This is a genomic window from Flavobacterium agrisoli (genome assembly GCF_016522065.1).
Classification (GTDB): Bacteria; Bacteroidota; Bacteroidia; order Flavobacteriales; family Flavobacteriaceae; genus Flavobacterium; species Flavobacterium agrisoli.
This window is the reverse complement of sequence record NZ_JAEHFV010000010.1, coordinates 1-15722: the sequence shown is the minus strand read 5'-3', so window position 1 is coordinate 15722 and position 15722 is coordinate 1. Positions and strand designations below refer to the sequence as shown.

Annotated in this window: 17 protein-coding genes; 15 read left to right on the top strand and 2 right to left on the bottom strand. The window is 31.6% G+C overall.

Annotated elements, in window-relative coordinates; genetic code table 11:
* Positions 1-162: 162 nt before the first annotated feature.
* Positions 163-903, bottom strand: a complete 741-nt coding sequence (locus I5M07_RS15600; protein ID WP_200107379.1) for a tyrosine-protein phosphatase — start codon at positions 901-903, stop codon at positions 163-165.
* 145 nt (positions 904-1048) lie between these two features.
* On the opposite strand from I5M07_RS15600, the gene I5M07_RS15595 reads away from it, so the two are divergent.
* The 15 genes from I5M07_RS15595 (at position 1049) to neuB (ending at position 15340) form a co-directional block, all read left to right on the top strand.
* Positions 1049-1912, top strand: coding sequence for an ABC transporter permease (locus I5M07_RS15595; protein WP_200107378.1), 864 nt, complete (start codon positions 1049-1051; stop codon positions 1910-1912).
* Between the two features lie 88 nt (positions 1913-2000).
* Positions 2001-2375 carry a four helix bundle protein gene (locus tag I5M07_RS15590; protein WP_200107377.1) on the top strand — a complete coding sequence of 125 codons (375 nt, stop codon included), beginning with the start codon at positions 2001-2003 and terminating at the stop codon, positions 2373-2375.
* Between the two features lie 144 nt (positions 2376-2519).
* Positions 2520-3839, top strand: coding sequence for an ABC transporter ATP-binding protein (locus I5M07_RS15585; RefSeq protein WP_200107427.1), 1320 nt, complete (start codon positions 2520-2522; stop codon positions 3837-3839).
* Positions 3827-4675: a class I SAM-dependent methyltransferase gene (locus tag I5M07_RS15580; protein WP_200107376.1), complete on the top strand. Its 849-nt coding sequence runs from the start codon at positions 3827-3829 to the stop codon at positions 4673-4675. Before I5M07_RS15585 ends, I5M07_RS15580 begins: the two co-directional genes overlap by 13 nt.
* Before the next feature lie 6 nt (positions 4676-4681).
* Entirely contained in the window at positions 4682-5680 is a 999-nt protein-coding gene (locus I5M07_RS15575; RefSeq protein WP_200107375.1) for a glycosyltransferase family 2 protein, read from the top strand.
* Positions 5677-6528 (top strand): glycosyltransferase, encoded by an 852-nt coding sequence (locus tag I5M07_RS15570; protein WP_200107374.1) that lies wholly within the window; start codon positions 5677-5679, stop codon positions 6526-6528. Before I5M07_RS15575 ends, I5M07_RS15570 begins: the two co-directional genes overlap by 4 nt.
* Positions 6522-7442, top strand: a complete 921-nt coding sequence (locus I5M07_RS15565; RefSeq protein ID WP_200107373.1) for a glycosyltransferase family 2 protein — start codon at positions 6522-6524, stop codon at positions 7440-7442. Before I5M07_RS15570 ends, I5M07_RS15565 begins: the two co-directional genes overlap by 7 nt.
* Positions 7421-8260, top strand: coding sequence for a glycosyltransferase family 2 protein (locus I5M07_RS15560; RefSeq protein WP_200107372.1), 840 nt, complete (start codon positions 7421-7423; stop codon positions 8258-8260). The genes I5M07_RS15565 and I5M07_RS15560 overlap by 22 nt, the downstream gene beginning before the upstream one ends.
* Positions 8261-8290: 30 nt before the next feature.
* The gene (locus tag I5M07_RS15555; RefSeq protein WP_200107426.1) at positions 8291-9160 is read left to right on the top strand and encodes a beta-1,6-N-acetylglucosaminyltransferase; all 870 of its coding nucleotides are present in this window, start codon (positions 8291-8293) and stop codon (positions 9158-9160) included.
* Positions 9157-10098 (top strand): glycosyltransferase family 2 protein, encoded by a 942-nt coding sequence (locus I5M07_RS15550; protein WP_200107371.1) that lies wholly within the window; start codon positions 9157-9159, stop codon positions 10096-10098. The genes I5M07_RS15555 and I5M07_RS15550 overlap by 4 nt, the downstream gene beginning before the upstream one ends.
* A gap of 49 nt (positions 10099-10147) precedes the next feature.
* Positions 10148-11353, top strand: coding sequence for a glycosyltransferase family protein (locus I5M07_RS15545; RefSeq protein ID WP_200107370.1), 1206 nt, complete (start codon positions 10148-10150; stop codon positions 11351-11353).
* Between the two features lie 57 nt (positions 11354-11410).
* The gene (locus tag I5M07_RS15540; RefSeq protein ID WP_200107369.1) at positions 11411-12406 is read left to right on the top strand and encodes a glycosyltransferase family A protein; all 996 of its coding nucleotides are present in this window, start codon (positions 11411-11413) and stop codon (positions 12404-12406) included.
* The gene (locus tag I5M07_RS15535; RefSeq protein ID WP_200107368.1) at positions 12393-13313 is read left to right on the top strand and encodes a glycosyltransferase; all 921 of its coding nucleotides are present in this window, start codon (positions 12393-12395) and stop codon (positions 13311-13313) included. Before I5M07_RS15540 ends, I5M07_RS15535 begins: the two co-directional genes overlap by 14 nt.
* A gap of 265 nt (positions 13314-13578) precedes the next feature.
* Positions 13579-14268 carry an acylneuraminate cytidylyltransferase family protein gene (locus tag I5M07_RS15530; protein ID WP_200107367.1) on the top strand — a complete coding sequence of 230 codons (690 nt, stop codon included), beginning with the start codon at positions 13579-13581 and terminating at the stop codon, positions 14266-14268.
* 31 nt (positions 14269-14299) lie between these two features.
* On the top strand, positions 14300-15340 hold the full coding sequence (neuB, locus tag I5M07_RS15525; protein WP_200107366.1) for an N-acetylneuraminate synthase: 1041 nt from the start codon (positions 14300-14302) through the stop codon (positions 15338-15340).
* A gap of 194 nt (positions 15341-15534) precedes the next feature.
* On the opposite strand, the gene I5M07_RS16035 is transcribed toward neuB, so the two are convergent.
* A partial coding sequence (locus tag I5M07_RS16035; RefSeq protein WP_233622085.1) for a hypothetical protein occupies positions 15535-15722 on the bottom strand: 188 nt, incomplete at its 5' end.

The window sequence follows — 15722 nt, the reverse complement described above, 5'->3', positions numbered from 1 at the left end:
CTTACAACTTTATTGTCTATTTATTAAAAGTACACTTATTGTGGTTTATTTACATTATGATCGAGTCACTCTTGTGGGTTTTGAGATTAAGCTAAGAATTACAAAAAGGGTAGTATCGTTTTTTTTATTAAATCTGTTTATCACATTGTATCGTAATTTAGTTCAGACCATTCTAAAAAACTGATTGTTTGCAATAGTTTCTTTTAAGGAAATGGTGTTTTTAATCTTAATTTTCAGGTCAAAAGCGGCTATGTGATTGAGGTGATGCACATCAGACCCTACGAAATCATACCACCCTTTTTCTAATAATTTATCGGCAATTTTTGCTATTTCGGTTCCATAGTACCCGACTACTGATAAAAGATTTAACTGGAAGAGACAGCCCGCTTTTTTGAGTTTAAGATATTCTTCAAAATTATTGTGATAAAATAAATAGCGTTCTGGATGTGCTAATACGGGAATGTAGCCTGCCACTTTTAAATCAAAAAGAATGTTGTACAATTGTATTGGTGGATTGAGGTAAGACATTTCAACTAATACATAATTGTCTTTTAAGGTAAGTAGCTTATTTGTTTGAAAAAGTTTTACGAAAGAATCGTCCATTAAGTATTCTGCTGCGGCCTTAAAAGGGAGTTGAAGGTCGTTTTTTTCTAATGCTATAATTGTTTCATTTTGTTTTTGGATAATTCCTTCTTTTGTGTTTTCCCAAATGTGCTGGATTACATGGGGTGTGGTAATAATTTCAGTGACACCCCAGTTTAAAAAATGCTGAGTTAGTGTTAGCGTATCTGAGAAATTTTTTGCCCCATCATCAATTCCGGCTAATAAATGCGAGTGGATATCGACGTATCCTTGTGGAATTGTATCTTTCAGTATCGGTTTTTTTTTGGAAAAGAAAAGCATTATTTATTTATTAGTATGTTGGCAAAGTAAAGAAAAAATAAGCGTAGTACATTTCTTTTAACATAATTTTCAAAATAGAGATTGCTTGTTAAAGCGTATATTTGTTGGCCATTTAAACTCGCCAGTACAGTTAAACTGAATTTATATGAATGAAATACCCCAAGAAGAATGGTTGTTTGAAATAAAACCGAAGTCTTCTGTTTTTACTTTACAACTTGATGAGGTTTGGCGCTATCGCGACTTACTTTTTTTGTTTGTGAAACGAAATGTGGTGACCCTTTATAAACAAACCATTTTAGGGCCACTGTGGTATTTGATTCAGCCTTTGTTTACCACCTTAACATTTACCCTTATTTTTAATAAAGTCGCCGGTATTTCGACCGGAAGCGTGCCGCCTTTTTTGTTCAATATGGCGGGCGTTATTACCTGGAATTATTTTACCGCTTGCCTTACCGATACTTCGGATACTTTCAAAGCCAATGCCTCCCTTTTTGGTAAAGTCTATTTTCCAAGGTTGATTATGCCTTTGGCCACCGTTATCACCAATTTGATTAAATTGGGTATTCAATGTTTGCTTTTCTTAGGTTTTTACCTTTATTTTTATTGGCAAGGCATGTCGAATACCTTTTCTATCTACACCTTGTTTTTTCCGTTTTTAGTTCTCATTATGGGCGTTTTAGGCCTAGCACTCGGAATGATCATTTCCTCCATGGTAACCAAATACCGCGATTTGACTTTTTTGGTGGGTTTTGGTGTGCAGTTGCTCATGTACCTATCAGCAGTGATGTATCCTATCGCCTTAATAGAAGAAAAAATGCCCCAATTGGCCTATTGGGTGCAATACAATCCGTTAGCTTATATCATCGAAACCGCTCGTTTTCTGCTCTTGCAAGAAGGAACTGTGAGTCCGTTGGGATTGCTTTATACAGTAGCAGTAACCTTAATTTTGTTTCTTTTTGGTTTGGTGCTTTTTAATAGAACTGAAAGGAGTTTTATTGATACGGTTTAGGGGGGGCGAGTAGTGAGTAGTGAGTTATGGGTTGTGGGTTGTGGGTTGTGTATGTTTGTTTACTATTTTAAAATAAAATGGAATTGGTATGAGTGATTTTAAAAGTTATAAAGATTTAGATATCTACACTATTAGTATGGATTTATTTATAAAATTGCACCCGATTACATTAAAACTTCCAAAATATGAGTTGTATGAGTTAGGAAGTCAATTGCGAAGGTCTTCAGACAGTGTGGTGTCCAATATTGTGGAGGGGTATGGTAGAAGAAGGTACAAAGCAGACTTTGTTCGGTTTTTGGTGTTTTCTCATTCCAGTTGTTTAGAAACTATTAATCATATCAATAAAATAATCCTTTTATATCCCGATTTGAAAGATAATTTTCAGCCTTTTAATCTGCAATATGAAAATTTAGGAGGAAAGATTTATAATTTTATTAAATATGTGGAACAGAATTGGAAATAGAAGCGGTTGTGGGTTATGAGTTATGGGTTCACTAGACCACAACAACTCTACACAAAGTATGAAACCCCACAACCCACAACTTGTTGTCACCCTGTCGAAGGGCACAATTCACAACTCACAACTGAAAACAACTCAACACCAAGTATGAAACCCCACAACCCACACCCCACAACTCACAACGAAGTGATTCTAAAAGCCGAAAACATTTCCAAACAATACCGACTCGGAACGGTAGGAACCGGTACGCTGTCGCATGATTTAAACCGTTGGTGGCATAAGGTTAGGGGCAAAGAAGATCCGTATTTGAAAATCGGGGACACTAACGATCGCTCCACCAAAGGAACTTCTGATTATGTATGGGCGTTGCAGGACATTCATTTTGAAGTGCAACGGGGTGAGGTGTTAGGTATTATCGGAAAAAATGGTGCGGGAAAATCGACGTTATTAAAAATCCTTTCTAAAGTTACGGCACCTACCATAGGTTCCATAAAATCGAGAGGCAGAATCGCATCATTATTGGAAGTCGGCACCGGATTTAATCCAGAGCTGACCGGTCGGGAGAATATTTTCTTGAATGGTGCTATATTGGGCATGACCAAAAAAGAAATTGCATCCAAACTCGATGAAATCATTGCATTCTCCGGTTGTGAGCGTTATATCGATACGCCTACCAAACGCTACAGTAGCGGAATGACCGTTCGTTTGGCTTTTGCGGTAGCGGCTTTCTTAGAACCCGAAATTTTAGTAGTCGATGAGGTTTTAGCAGTAGGTGACGCCGAATTCCAGAAAAAAGCGATTGGTAAAATGCAGGATATCTCTAAAGGCGAAGGAAGAACGGTTTTGTTTGTGAGCCATAATATGGCGGCGGTAAAGAGTTTGTGTACAAGGGGGATTGTGTTAGAACATGGAAAAGTGGTTTTTGAGGGGGATATAGAGAATGCGATACAAAACTATCTTGAAGACCAGAATTCAACTGCACATCGTAATTGGAAAAATGAAGATCAAAGTAGACCAAAAGCTGATTTTATTGAGTTACTTGAAGTTCGAGTATTAAATAAAGAAGGCGCAATAGCAATTAACCATAGTATTTTTGATGAAGTGAAAATAGAATTTCAATATAATATACTTAAAGAAGGAGAGTTTTTTACACATGGGTTTAATTTGTTTAACGCGGAAAACATTCATATTCTAAGTTCACATGATAAAAATTCCTTGACTCTAAAAGAATCTTTACCGTTAGGTATTCATAAAAAAACGATTACTATTCTAGGAAATTTATTAGCAGAAGGAAGTTATAAATGTAGTTTTGCTATCATGAGATACGGACCGTTTCATGTCGAGTTTCACGAAATGGACGTTGTAGGATTTAATATTATTGATGAATTTGGGGATAAAACAGTTAGAGGAAGTTATTCAGGACATTATCCAGGATTAATAAGACCAGAATTAGAATGGAAAAATTAAAAAGAATGACAAGGAAATCTACAGGCGAAAGATTAGAATTTAATGATTTTTCGGATGTTACCATAGAACATTTGCATCGTTATGCAATTGCGAAAGATTTTGTTGAAAATAAAATTGTACTAGATATTGCTTCTGGTGAAGGTTATGGTTCTTTTATTTTATCTAAAAAAGCTTCAAAAGTTATTGGTGTTGATATTGATAAAGAAACTGTTTTTAATGCTAAAGAAAAATATACTAATGATAATTTGAATTTTTTCGTAGGATCAGCAGATAATATTCTCCTCGAAGCAAATTCTATAGATGTTGTTGTTAGTTTTGAAACTATTGAACATCATGATAAACATGAGGAAATGTTGTTGGAAATAAAGAGAGTTTTAAAAGCAGATGGGATTTTAATAATGTCATCTCCTGATAAAAAATATTATTCTGATATTCCAGGATTTAAAAATAAATTTCATGTTAAAGAACTTTATTTTGATGAATTTGAGAATTTGATAAATAAAAATTTTGAATCAGCTAAGTTTTACGTCCAAAAATCATATAATTTAAATTCTATTATTTCAAATTTATTGGATTTTAGTAAATTAAAGATTTATTCAGGGAATCAAGCAGAGGTTGACCCAATAGACAATCATCATCTTTATATTTTAGCTGTAGCATCCAATAAGCAGGTTAATGATCTTCCAACTTCAATTTTTAATGGTTCAGAAATAAGTAAGATTATAAGAGAATATGATCTAAATAGAATAACAGAGAATATAAAAAATACAAGTTCATATAAACTAGGAAACGCTATTATTAAGCCATTTTTTTTAATAAAAAAAATGTTTAAATAAAATACATTGACTCAGAATAATCTATCACTGCCATTAGTCTCTATAATTGTTCCGAATTATAATCATGAGAAATACCTAACTAAGAGGTTAGACAGTATTTTTAATCAAACGTATTCTAATTTTGAAGTTATATTGTTAGATGATTGTAGTTTAGATAATAGCTCAAAAATACTTTTAGACTATGTTAAAAATCCAAGAGTTAGTCATTGTGTTTTTAATGAAAAAAATTCAGGAAATACGTTTTGTCAATGGAAGAAGGGAATTGATTTGGCAAAAGGAGAATATGTTTGGATAGCAGAATCAGATGATTATTGCGGTTTTGATTTTATAGAAAAAGTGATAGCCCCTTTGTTGCAAAATGATGAAGTAGCCTTATCGTATTGCCAATCTAATAGAGTAGATGAAAATGACATTATTGTCGGAAATTGGAAAGAGCATTCGTACTCGTTAGATAGAAAGCAATTTGAGACAGATTTTGTATTAGATGGAAATTATTTTATTGAATATTTTTTAATCAATATAAATGTAATTCCAAATGCGAGCGCAGTAATATTTCGAAAAGAAAACTTAAAAATTTCGAATGAGATATTTTCTAATAATCATTTAAAATCTTGTGGAGATTGGATAATTTATCTTCAGCATATTATCAATCATAAAGTTGCATTTGTTTCAGAAATACATAATAATTTTAGATTTCATTCTAATAGTGTAATTGCAAAAACTGTTAAATTAGAAAATAGAGTTACTCTCATAGATATTAATTTGCAGATGCGAAAAACAATGATTTCTATCTTAAAAAAAAGTAATCCATTAAATTATAAAACAATGATTTCTAAAAACAAATCAATTGTTAAGTCTTTAAAATATGAAAAAGGAATGTATTTAATACAAGTTGGAGAGAAATGGAAAGGGATATTTCTATTATTTACTGTTTATGATGAATTTGTAAAACGTTATAATCTTCAGAAAAAATTAATATTAAAATTTAAAAATTTTTTTTCGTGATTTCAATTATTATTTGTTCTCGAACTCAAAAGGTGGACGGAAATTTGTTGATTAATATTAAAAATACGATTGGTTCTATTTATGAATTGATTATTATAGATAATTCAGAAAACAGATATTCTATTTTTGAGGCTTATAATTTAGGGATAGATAAAAGTATTGGTGAGTATTTATGTTTTATCCATGATGATATTCTTTTTCAGACCCAGAGTTGGGGGGGAGTTTTACATAAAATTTTTGATGAAAACCCTAATATTGGCTTGATAGGTGTAGCAGGTTCAAAAATTAAAACAAAAATGCCTTCTGCTTGGTGGGATACCCCTCAAGATTGTAATTCAACTCATATAATCCAACATCATAAAAATAAAGTAAAAAAATTACATAACGAAGGTTTTAATTTCGAAGAAAATGTTAAAGTCGTTGTTGTTGATGGTGTTTTTATGGTACTTCGAAAAGATAATCGTATACGATTTAGTACAAAATTAAAAGGATTTCATACCTATGATTTGAATTTGTGTTTCGAATGTAAAAAGATTGGTTATGATATTATTGTAACCAATCAGATCCTATTAGAACATTTTTCATCTGGAGAAATAAATGAAGAATGGGTAAAGTCCTCTTTTAAGTTACATAAAATATATAAGAACCAATTACCGTTGAATATTGTTGATAGAAAAGTAAGTTTAGAAAATGAAATTATTAATGCACAACGATTTATTAATAAATCTTTAAATTTAGGATTGAAAAAAATTGCAATTATAATATGGTTTAAATTGTTTTTAATTGCACCAATTGCAAAATATAATTTAAGGTTTTGGAAAAAAATTATAAAAGATGAATTATGTTAGCTATTGTCATACCATATTACAAACTCACTTTTTTTGAAAAAACCTTACAATCTTTAGCGGCTCAAACCGATAAACGATTTAAAGTGTATATAGGAGATGATGACAGCCCTGAAAATCCTAAAGATTTATTAGTAAAATACCAAGGACAATTTGATTTCCTCTATCATCGGTTTGAAAATAATTTAGGAAGGACTTCGTTAACGCAACAATGGGAGCGTTGTATTGCTTTATCGGCAGATGAAGAATGGATTATGATATTGGGTGATGATGATTATTTGTGTCCCACTGTGGTAAGTAGTTTTTATTTTTGTTTTAATAATTTTAATATAAAATCCAATCTAGTCAGGTATGCTAGTAAATTGATTGATGAAAATCAAAATAAAATATCTTTTGTTTTTTATCATCCTGTTTGGGAATCCTCTACAGATTCTTATTATAGAAAATTTAAAAAAGAATCACGTAGCTCACTATCTGAGTATATTTTTTCTAGAAAATCATATTTAAAGTATGGTTTTTATAACTATCCACTAGCTTGGAACAGTGATGATCATGCTTGGCTTGATTTCTCTGATGGGAAACCCATATATACAATTAATAATAGTATTGTTTTTGTTAGAGTATCATTTTTAAGTGTTACAGGAAGTAGAGATAATCTTTATGAGAAAAATTTATCAGAGATTCAATTTTATAAGTTTTTAATTTCAAATAAATTTATATGTTATGATAATACTCAAAGATTAGAATTAATAAAAAAATATGGTAAAGAAATTGGAAGAAATAGAAATTTATATTTTTCAGAATGGATTTTTATTCTTTTTAATTGTTTTATTTTTTTTAATCTTGGTTATGTAAAAAAAGGATTTAATATGTTGGTTTTTAAATTAGAATCATTTTGGAAAAAGTATCCATTGTAATCCCATGCTTTGAGCAAGCCGAATATCTTGAAGAGGCAATTGAGTCTGTTTTAAATCAGACTTATCAGAATTGGGAATGTATTATTGTTAACGACGGAAGTCAAGATGATACTGAAATCATTTCTAAAAAGTGGTGTAAAAAAGATAGTAGAATTATGTATTTGTATCAAGAAAATGGAGGTTTGTCCAGTGCTAGAAATTTTGGCATTGAAAAATCAAATTCTGATTTTATTTTGACCTTAGATGCAGATGATAAATATCATTTTTCATTTATTCAAAAGGCACTTTTAATTTTAAAAGAAAAACCCGAGATAGGAGTTGTATCTAGTTGGGTTTCGAGATTTAAAAATGAAAAAGAGATTGCTATTATAAAACCAAATGGTAAAGTTCTTGAAGATTTTTTATTTCAAAATGCATGTAATGGTACCTCATTGTTTAGAAAAGTATGTTGGGAAAAAGCAGGAGGATATGATGAAAATATGAAAAAAGGATATGAAGATTGGGAGTTTTATATCAGGGTTTGCAAAATGGGATGGGAGATGTATGTGCTACAGGAGACATTGTTTTTTTACCGACAACATGCGGTTTCGATGCGAACAGATGCGCAAAATAATTATGATATGGAAATTAAAAAATATATCTATCAAAAGCATGAAGCATTGTATAAAGAACATTATTCAGATTTAATTGATTATTTTTTGAAAACTATTGCATTAGAAAAAAAACAAAATTATAAAATACAAAATAGGATAGATTATAGAATTGGACAGTTGGTTTTAAAACCTTTTAGATTTATAAAAGCATTTTTTAGAAAGTAAAATTAAGTTCTATATGAAACAAGCTATTTTATTACTGCTTACAAAAACTATTATCATCTGGAGGAAATTATTCAATGTTTTGATGATAATTTTGAGTTGTATATTCATATTGACAAGAAAAGTAAAATTTCGGATGCCGAGTTAGTTAATTTGAGAGGTTACAATATTGTAAAGTTAGTTGAGCAAAAATACAAAGTCAATTGGGGCGGGTTCAATCATTTGAAAGCTATTTTATATTTAACAGAACAAGCATTAAAAAAAAACGATACTCAATATTTTCATTTGATTACAGGTCATGATTTTCCTGTAAAAAGCAGTTCGTATTTTGTGGATTTTTTTAATAAAAATGGAAATACCGAATTTTTAAGTCATTTTGACTTTCCAAATCCAAACTCGGGTTGGCCAGGAAATAATGGAATGGATCGTATCGAGTATTTTAATTTTTACGATTTTTGGAATACCAAAAAGCATAATGAAAATCAAAAAATCAAATTATTGATTCGGCTTCAAAAACGATTCGGCTTCAAAAGGAAAATTTCTTCAAAGATGCCTAAACTGTATGGAGGGTCAACGTATTGGAGTTTAAGTAGGGAATGTGTTCGCTATGTATTGGGTTTTACCATGAAAAATAAATTTGTTCTTAATAGATTCAAGCACGCCTTATGTTCAGAGGAGTTTTATTTTCAAACTGTCATTATGAATTCATATTTTTCAGGTAAAGTCATAAATAATAATTTAAGACATATTGACTGGGTAGCTCGAAATGGCAATAATCCAGCTGTTTTGGATGAAACAGATTATGATAAACTAGTGCAATCTGATGCATTATTTGCACGTAAATTTGATTATCCTTGCTCTATGGGTTTGTTAGATAAAATTAAAACCACAATCTCAAAATGAATCATCCAAAAGTAACCATTATTATGGCTACCTATAATAGAGCCCATTTTATTGTAGAAACGCTTCAATCGATTCAAGCCCAGACTTTTTTGAATTGGGAATGTTTTATTATAGATGATGGAGGAACTGACAATACAAAAGAAGTTGTACAACCCTTTTTGGAAGAGGATATTAGATTTCAATATCTAAAACGTCCAAATAATTATCTAAAAGGATTACCAGGTTGTCGCAATTATGGTTTGGATTTAGCTCATGGTGAGTATATAATTTTTTTTGATGATGACGATATTCCACATCCTCAAAATTTGGAATGTTGTGTTTATGAATTATCTACAAGTCAACATTCTTTTTGTCGTTATGTGCGTGAAGTTTTTTTTGGTGATAATTTCAAATACGAGTTTGATTATTCTAGGACTTACAGCTCATTCAAAATTTATGAAAAAGATATTGAAAAAATTTTAAACAATCAGCTGCAATTTAATTCCTGTGCTGTAATGTGGAAGGCAGTTTGTTTTAAAGAGAATAGATTCGTAGAGCATTTAATGTATGCCGAAGAATGGGAGTTGTATTCCAGAATAGTTTCTGAAGGTTTTAGTGGGATATCTATAAACAAAACCTTGTTTTATGGTCGAAAACATCTTAATTCAAATACAGGAGAATTTTATCAAAACAATCCTGTCAGAAGGGCTTCAAATGTAGATGCAATACTGTTAGTGCTTCAGAATTTAAAAGATAAAAACTTACTAACTTATTCTTTAAAACGCTATTTTATTGCCACTTCATTGGATTTCGAAGAATATCAGTTATTCAAAAATATATTAGACGTATTAGAATTACATACATTTGAAAAAATATATTGGATAACATTTTATTATGTATTACCTTCTCGTTTAAAGATACATAGTGTAAAGAAGAAAATTAAAAAATATTTTAAATAAACCATTGAATAGAAAAAATAAAAAATTGCAAAACAACTTAATATAGATAATGAAATTTTTAGTTATAGTTCAAGATTTAAGAGTTAGCGGAACTAGTGAAGGAATTGTTTCACGCTCTTTTTTGGCTAAATTAAGGATTGCTTATCCCGATTCCATAATTGATGTAGTTTATCTCAAGCAATATGCAAGCGAGGATCGATTGGATTTACTACCTGTAAATTCTATTAATGAATATGTTTTGGATTTAAAAACTCCTTTTTTCGTTAAATTTATAAATAGAGTTTATTGGAGGCTTTTTCATGTGTCTTTGAAAGAACGCTATATCCATAAACAATATGCAAAAGTTATTGCTAAAATTGATTATACCATTTACGATCATGTTTTTATAAGAAGCTCAGGAATAAATCACGAAACTATTTTGGCGGCTTATAATCTGCCAATTCTAAGAAAAGCCAATGTCATTTTCCATGATCCTTATCCTTTGGCCTGGTATGTAGGTTCTAAAAGCAGTTTGTCTAATTTGGAATTATTCAGATTAAAACGAATGATAGAAGTGGCTGCGCAGGCAAAAACCTGTTCGAGTTCAGCTCAGTATATGTCACACGATTTACAGCATTTATACGCTTCGAAAAAGAAATTTTATACTTTGGCACATCAGTTTGAAGCTTCCGTTTTTGATCTGTCTGATAAAAGCCAAATGCTCAATAAAACTAAAAAAGTGAGTATTTCGTATCATGGGGCATTGATGTTTGGAAGGAATGCAGAAAATTTGTTATTGGCTTACGAGAGTTTGATAAAAGAAAACTCTATTTATGAGGAACAAACGGAGTTTATTTTACGTTTAAAAGGAGATGGTATAAAAAAGCTGAAAGAACGATTCAAAAATATTTCTAATATTCAAATTTTGGATATCATTAATTTTTCTAATTCTTCCAATGAACAAATCCACGAAAGTGATATTGTTATTATTCTTGAAAATGGCCCTTTGTATTGTAATATTCTAGTGGGTAAAGCGCCTTTTTTGGCAGCTTATGGAAAACCAATTTTATGTATATCACCTGAAAAAAGCGAATTGAGAAAAATTATTACTGATGAAAGATGTATAGCCAATATACATGATGTCAAAGAAATTAAAGATAAATTAAAGATCTTAGTTGATAATAGAATGGTTTCGAACGAGAAATTTCAGCCTTTCGGCGATTATTTTTCGGATATCAATTTTAAAAAGCAATTAGATAAAATTTTGAGTTCATAAATATAACATAATGTTAGTTTTTTTAAATTGAATTATTTCTGCCCAAACAAAAAGAGTATGAGAATAGGGATGAACCCTCAAAAGCAAGAGAAAAAAGTTGTGTTAAATGTTTGTCACAGAATTGTTGTAGTTGTATATATTCCCAATGAGGAAGGATTTTATAAGGATTCTTTTAAAGTCTTTAAAACGTGCTTAGATTCATTAGTTTCAACGACAAATTCTAATGCTGCAATTACTGTGGTTAATAATGGTTCTTATGAAAGAGTTGGAGAGCTTTTAGCATTATATTATAAAGACAAAAAGATAGATACACTGATTTCTCATAATATTAACATTGGTAAAATTGATGCTCAAATTGGTGCAGCTAGAGGAGCAAGAGAAAAATATATTACACTCACTGATGCAGACATATTATTTGTGAAAGGTTGGCAAGAAAAGATTGAAGAAATTTTTTTCGCATTTAATAATGTTGGCTCCGTATCTCCAATTCCAATTCGTACTGGGTTGTATGCTGGAACAAGTTCAGTATTAAAACAAATTTTATTTAGAAAAGTTAAGTTTAAGTTTGTTTCAATACCTGAAAATCTAGTTGATTACAATAGATTTTTATCAAGTATAAATTGGGATTTAGAAACAGATGAAAATAAAAAATGGCCTATAGTAGAAAGAAATAGTGTGAAGGCTGTTATTGGTAGTGCGCATCAAGTTTTGACAATTAACAGGGATGTTTTATTTAAAACATCACCTTCAAACCCATCGTTGACACTAGTAGGAGGGAACTCTGAGCATAATTATGTAGATGTTCCTATAGATAAATCTGGTAAACTGAGATTAGCAACTTTTAATAATTACGCATTTCATATCGGAAATAAATTGGAAGATTGGATGATTGAATTACAGAAAAAAAATATTGAAAGCAATACAGTTTTCGAAAGTAACTCTAATCTTCCAAAATCATATGATTTGTTTAATTCAAAGATGAGTTACAAACTATATAATATAAAAAAAAGATATTTAAAAAAAATATTTTCTTTGATATATGGAAAAGAATAAGCCTGTTTTTTCAGTTCTAATTACTACCAAAAACAGACTTTCGAATCTCAGATTTACTTTGGGTAAAATTCAGTATTTGCTAAACAGGACTGATGTAGAATGTATTGTTTTTGACGATGGTTCAACCGATGGCACATGTGTATTTATAAAAAAGAATTATCCTGATATTATTTTATTAAGCAACCCATTTTCTAAAGGATTAATTTATTGCCGTAATCAGATGCTAAATCAAACCAAAGCTAACTTTGCTATTTCATTGGATGATGATCCTCATTTTATATCAGATAATGTACTCCAAAATATTGAAAAGCATTTTGCTGCCAATCCAAAATGCGGTGTTATTGCCTGCAGGATATTTTGGGGTTTAGAAGAGCCAAATAATACATTTTCGAAAGAAAAAACAGAAAGAACCAGAGGATTTGTCGGGTGTGGTCATGTATGGAATATGGATGCCTGGCGAGCTATTCCTAAGTATCCCGAATGGTTTGTGTTTTATGGCGAAGAAGAATTTGCCTCTTTTCAATTGTTTAAAAAAGGGTGGGAGATTCATTATCTGCCGGAACTATTTGTACATCACAGGGTAGATATAAAATCAAGAAAAAATAATGCTGATTATCAAATTCGATTGCGCCGTTCTTTGAGGTCAGGATGGTATTTGTATTTTTTGTTTTATCCCCTACATTTAATTCCGCGAAAAATGGGCTATTCTATATGGATGCAACTCAAACTAAAAGTTTTTAAAGGTGATTTTCAGGCTTTAAAAGCTTTATTTTTGGCATTTACGGATGTAGTGAGGAATGTTCCTAAAATCATAAAAAATAAAAACAGTTTGCGTGTGGAGGAATTTAAGAAATATCAACAAATTCCAACAGCTAAGATTTATTGGAAACCGCAAAAAAGTATTTAGAAGTTAACCCTTTCAAAGTTCCAAACGCTAGAAAGGGTTGATGAAATTATAAATTTTTGTGCAAATTGAAAGTGTTATTTTCAATTTGCACGTTTTTGTAGAGGTAAAGCGTTAGTTTTTTTGTAAATGAGGTTGTTATTTGTGTTGTTATTTTTTTTAATATAATAGCATGAATAAAAGTTAAACAGTACCTAATTGAATAAGTTGTTTAACCCTTTCAGAGTTCCAAACTCTGAAAGGGCTAGTAAAAAAAGAGTAGCATTAAATGAAAACCATCTCCATTATCCCCGCTCGAGGAGGCTCAAAAAGACTTCCCGAGAAAAATATAAAACTACTTGGTGGCATTCCGTTGATTGTGCATAGTATTTTGTATGCCCAAGCAAATAAAGAAATTATTGATGAAGTGTATGTTTCTACAGATGATCAAAAAATAAAAGAAATAGCTTTGCAATATGGGGCGAAGGTAATGGATAGACCTGAAGACATTTCAGGAGATTTTGAACCCACCGTATCGGCAGTAAAACATACTTTAGAACAAATTACTGATGAGGTAGAAAATGTAGTTTTATTACAACCTACCAACCCCTTGCGTCCTGAAAATTTAATGAAAGAGGCTTTTCAAGAATTCATAAAAAACAATTGCGATAGTTTATTTACGGTAACTCGAAATCATCAGAAGTTTGGAAAAATTATTGCGGATAAATATATTCCATTTAATTACGAAATAGGACAACGTAGTCAGGATTTAGAACCCTTATATTTTGAAAATGGATTACTTTATATTACGAAAGCCAGTTTGATTTTGCCTCTCGACTGCGCTCGAAGTGACAGTAAAATTATATCTGAAAATGCGTATCCCTTCGACGTAAATCATGTTTTTGCGAATGTTGATATTGACACCCAAGAAGATTTTGATTATGCAGAATATCTTTATAAAAAGCTGCAAACCCCATAAACCGATAACCCATAACTCACAACCCAAAAAGATGAACCCTTACATAGAAATAGCCGGCCGAAAAATTGGCCAAGATTACCCCCCCTTGGTTATTGCCGAAATCGGAATCAATCACGAAGGCTCATTACAAGTAGCCAAAGAAATGGTAGATGCAGCTCATAGAGCAGGAGTTGAGGTTGTCAAACATCAAACGCATATTGTAGAAGACGAAATGTCTGGTGCAGCAAAAAAAGTGATTCCCGGCAATGCCGATGTTTCGATTTATGAAATAATGGAGCGTTGCGCTCTGAATGAAGCCGATGAATGGGAACTGAAAAAGTATGTCGAAAGCAAAGGCATGATTTTTATTTCGACACCATTTTCGCGTGCAGCTGCCGAACGATTGAAGAAATTTGATATTCCAGCTTATAAAATTGGTTCGGGCGAATGTAACAATTATCCATTATTAGAACATATTGCATCTTTTGGAAAACCGGTTATTTTAAGCACCGGAATGAATACCATTGAAAGTATTCAAAAAGCGGTAGTTATTTTTGATAAACACCAAGTTCCTGTAGCTTTATTACATACTACCAATTTATACCCAACACCCATTCATTTAGTGCGTTTTGGTGCGATGCTAGAAATGCATTCTGCCTTTCCGGATAAAGTTTTTGGGTTGAGTGATCATACCTTGAACAATAATGCCTGTCTGGGAGCTGTGGCTATGGGGGCTTCTATTTTGGAGCGCCATTTCACAGACCACATGCACCGTACAGGACCCGATATTGTATGCAGTATGGATGAAAAAGCGTGTCGTGAATTAATCGTAAACAGTGCAGAAATAGCCCAAATGCGTGGCGGTACTAAAAAACCAGCCACAGAAGAACAAGTGACTATTGATTTTGCTTTTGCTACGGTTTGTACTATTGCACCAATAAAAAAAGGAGACATTTTAACTAAAGAAAATATTTGGGTAAAACGCCCCGGAACAGGGGAAATTTTAGCAGAACATTTTAATGATTTACTGGGTAAAACGGCTTTGAGAGATATAGGAAATGATGAGCAGTTAAGTTGGGAGGATTTTGAATAGTAGCAGAATCAGTTCCCTCCTTGAGGAGGGTTAGGGAGGTGTAAAGATGTTTTGAACAGTTAATAAAACACACCCCAGCCCCTCTCGATAGGTGAGCTAGGACAATCAGTTATCTCCTCGAGGAGGGCTAGGGAGGTGTAGGAAGAGGAGGTATTTAAAAAGTTTTCAATAGAAGTATTAATTTGAATTAAACACTATTTAGTTCCCTCCTTGAGGAGGGTTAGGGAGGTGTAAAGATGTTTAGAATAGTTAACAAAAACACACCCCCAACCCCTCTTGAGAGGGGAGCTAGGACAATCAGTTCCCTCCTCGAGGAGGGCTAGGGAGGTGTAGGAAGAGGAGGTATTTAAAAAGTTTTCAATAGAAGTATTAATTTGAATTA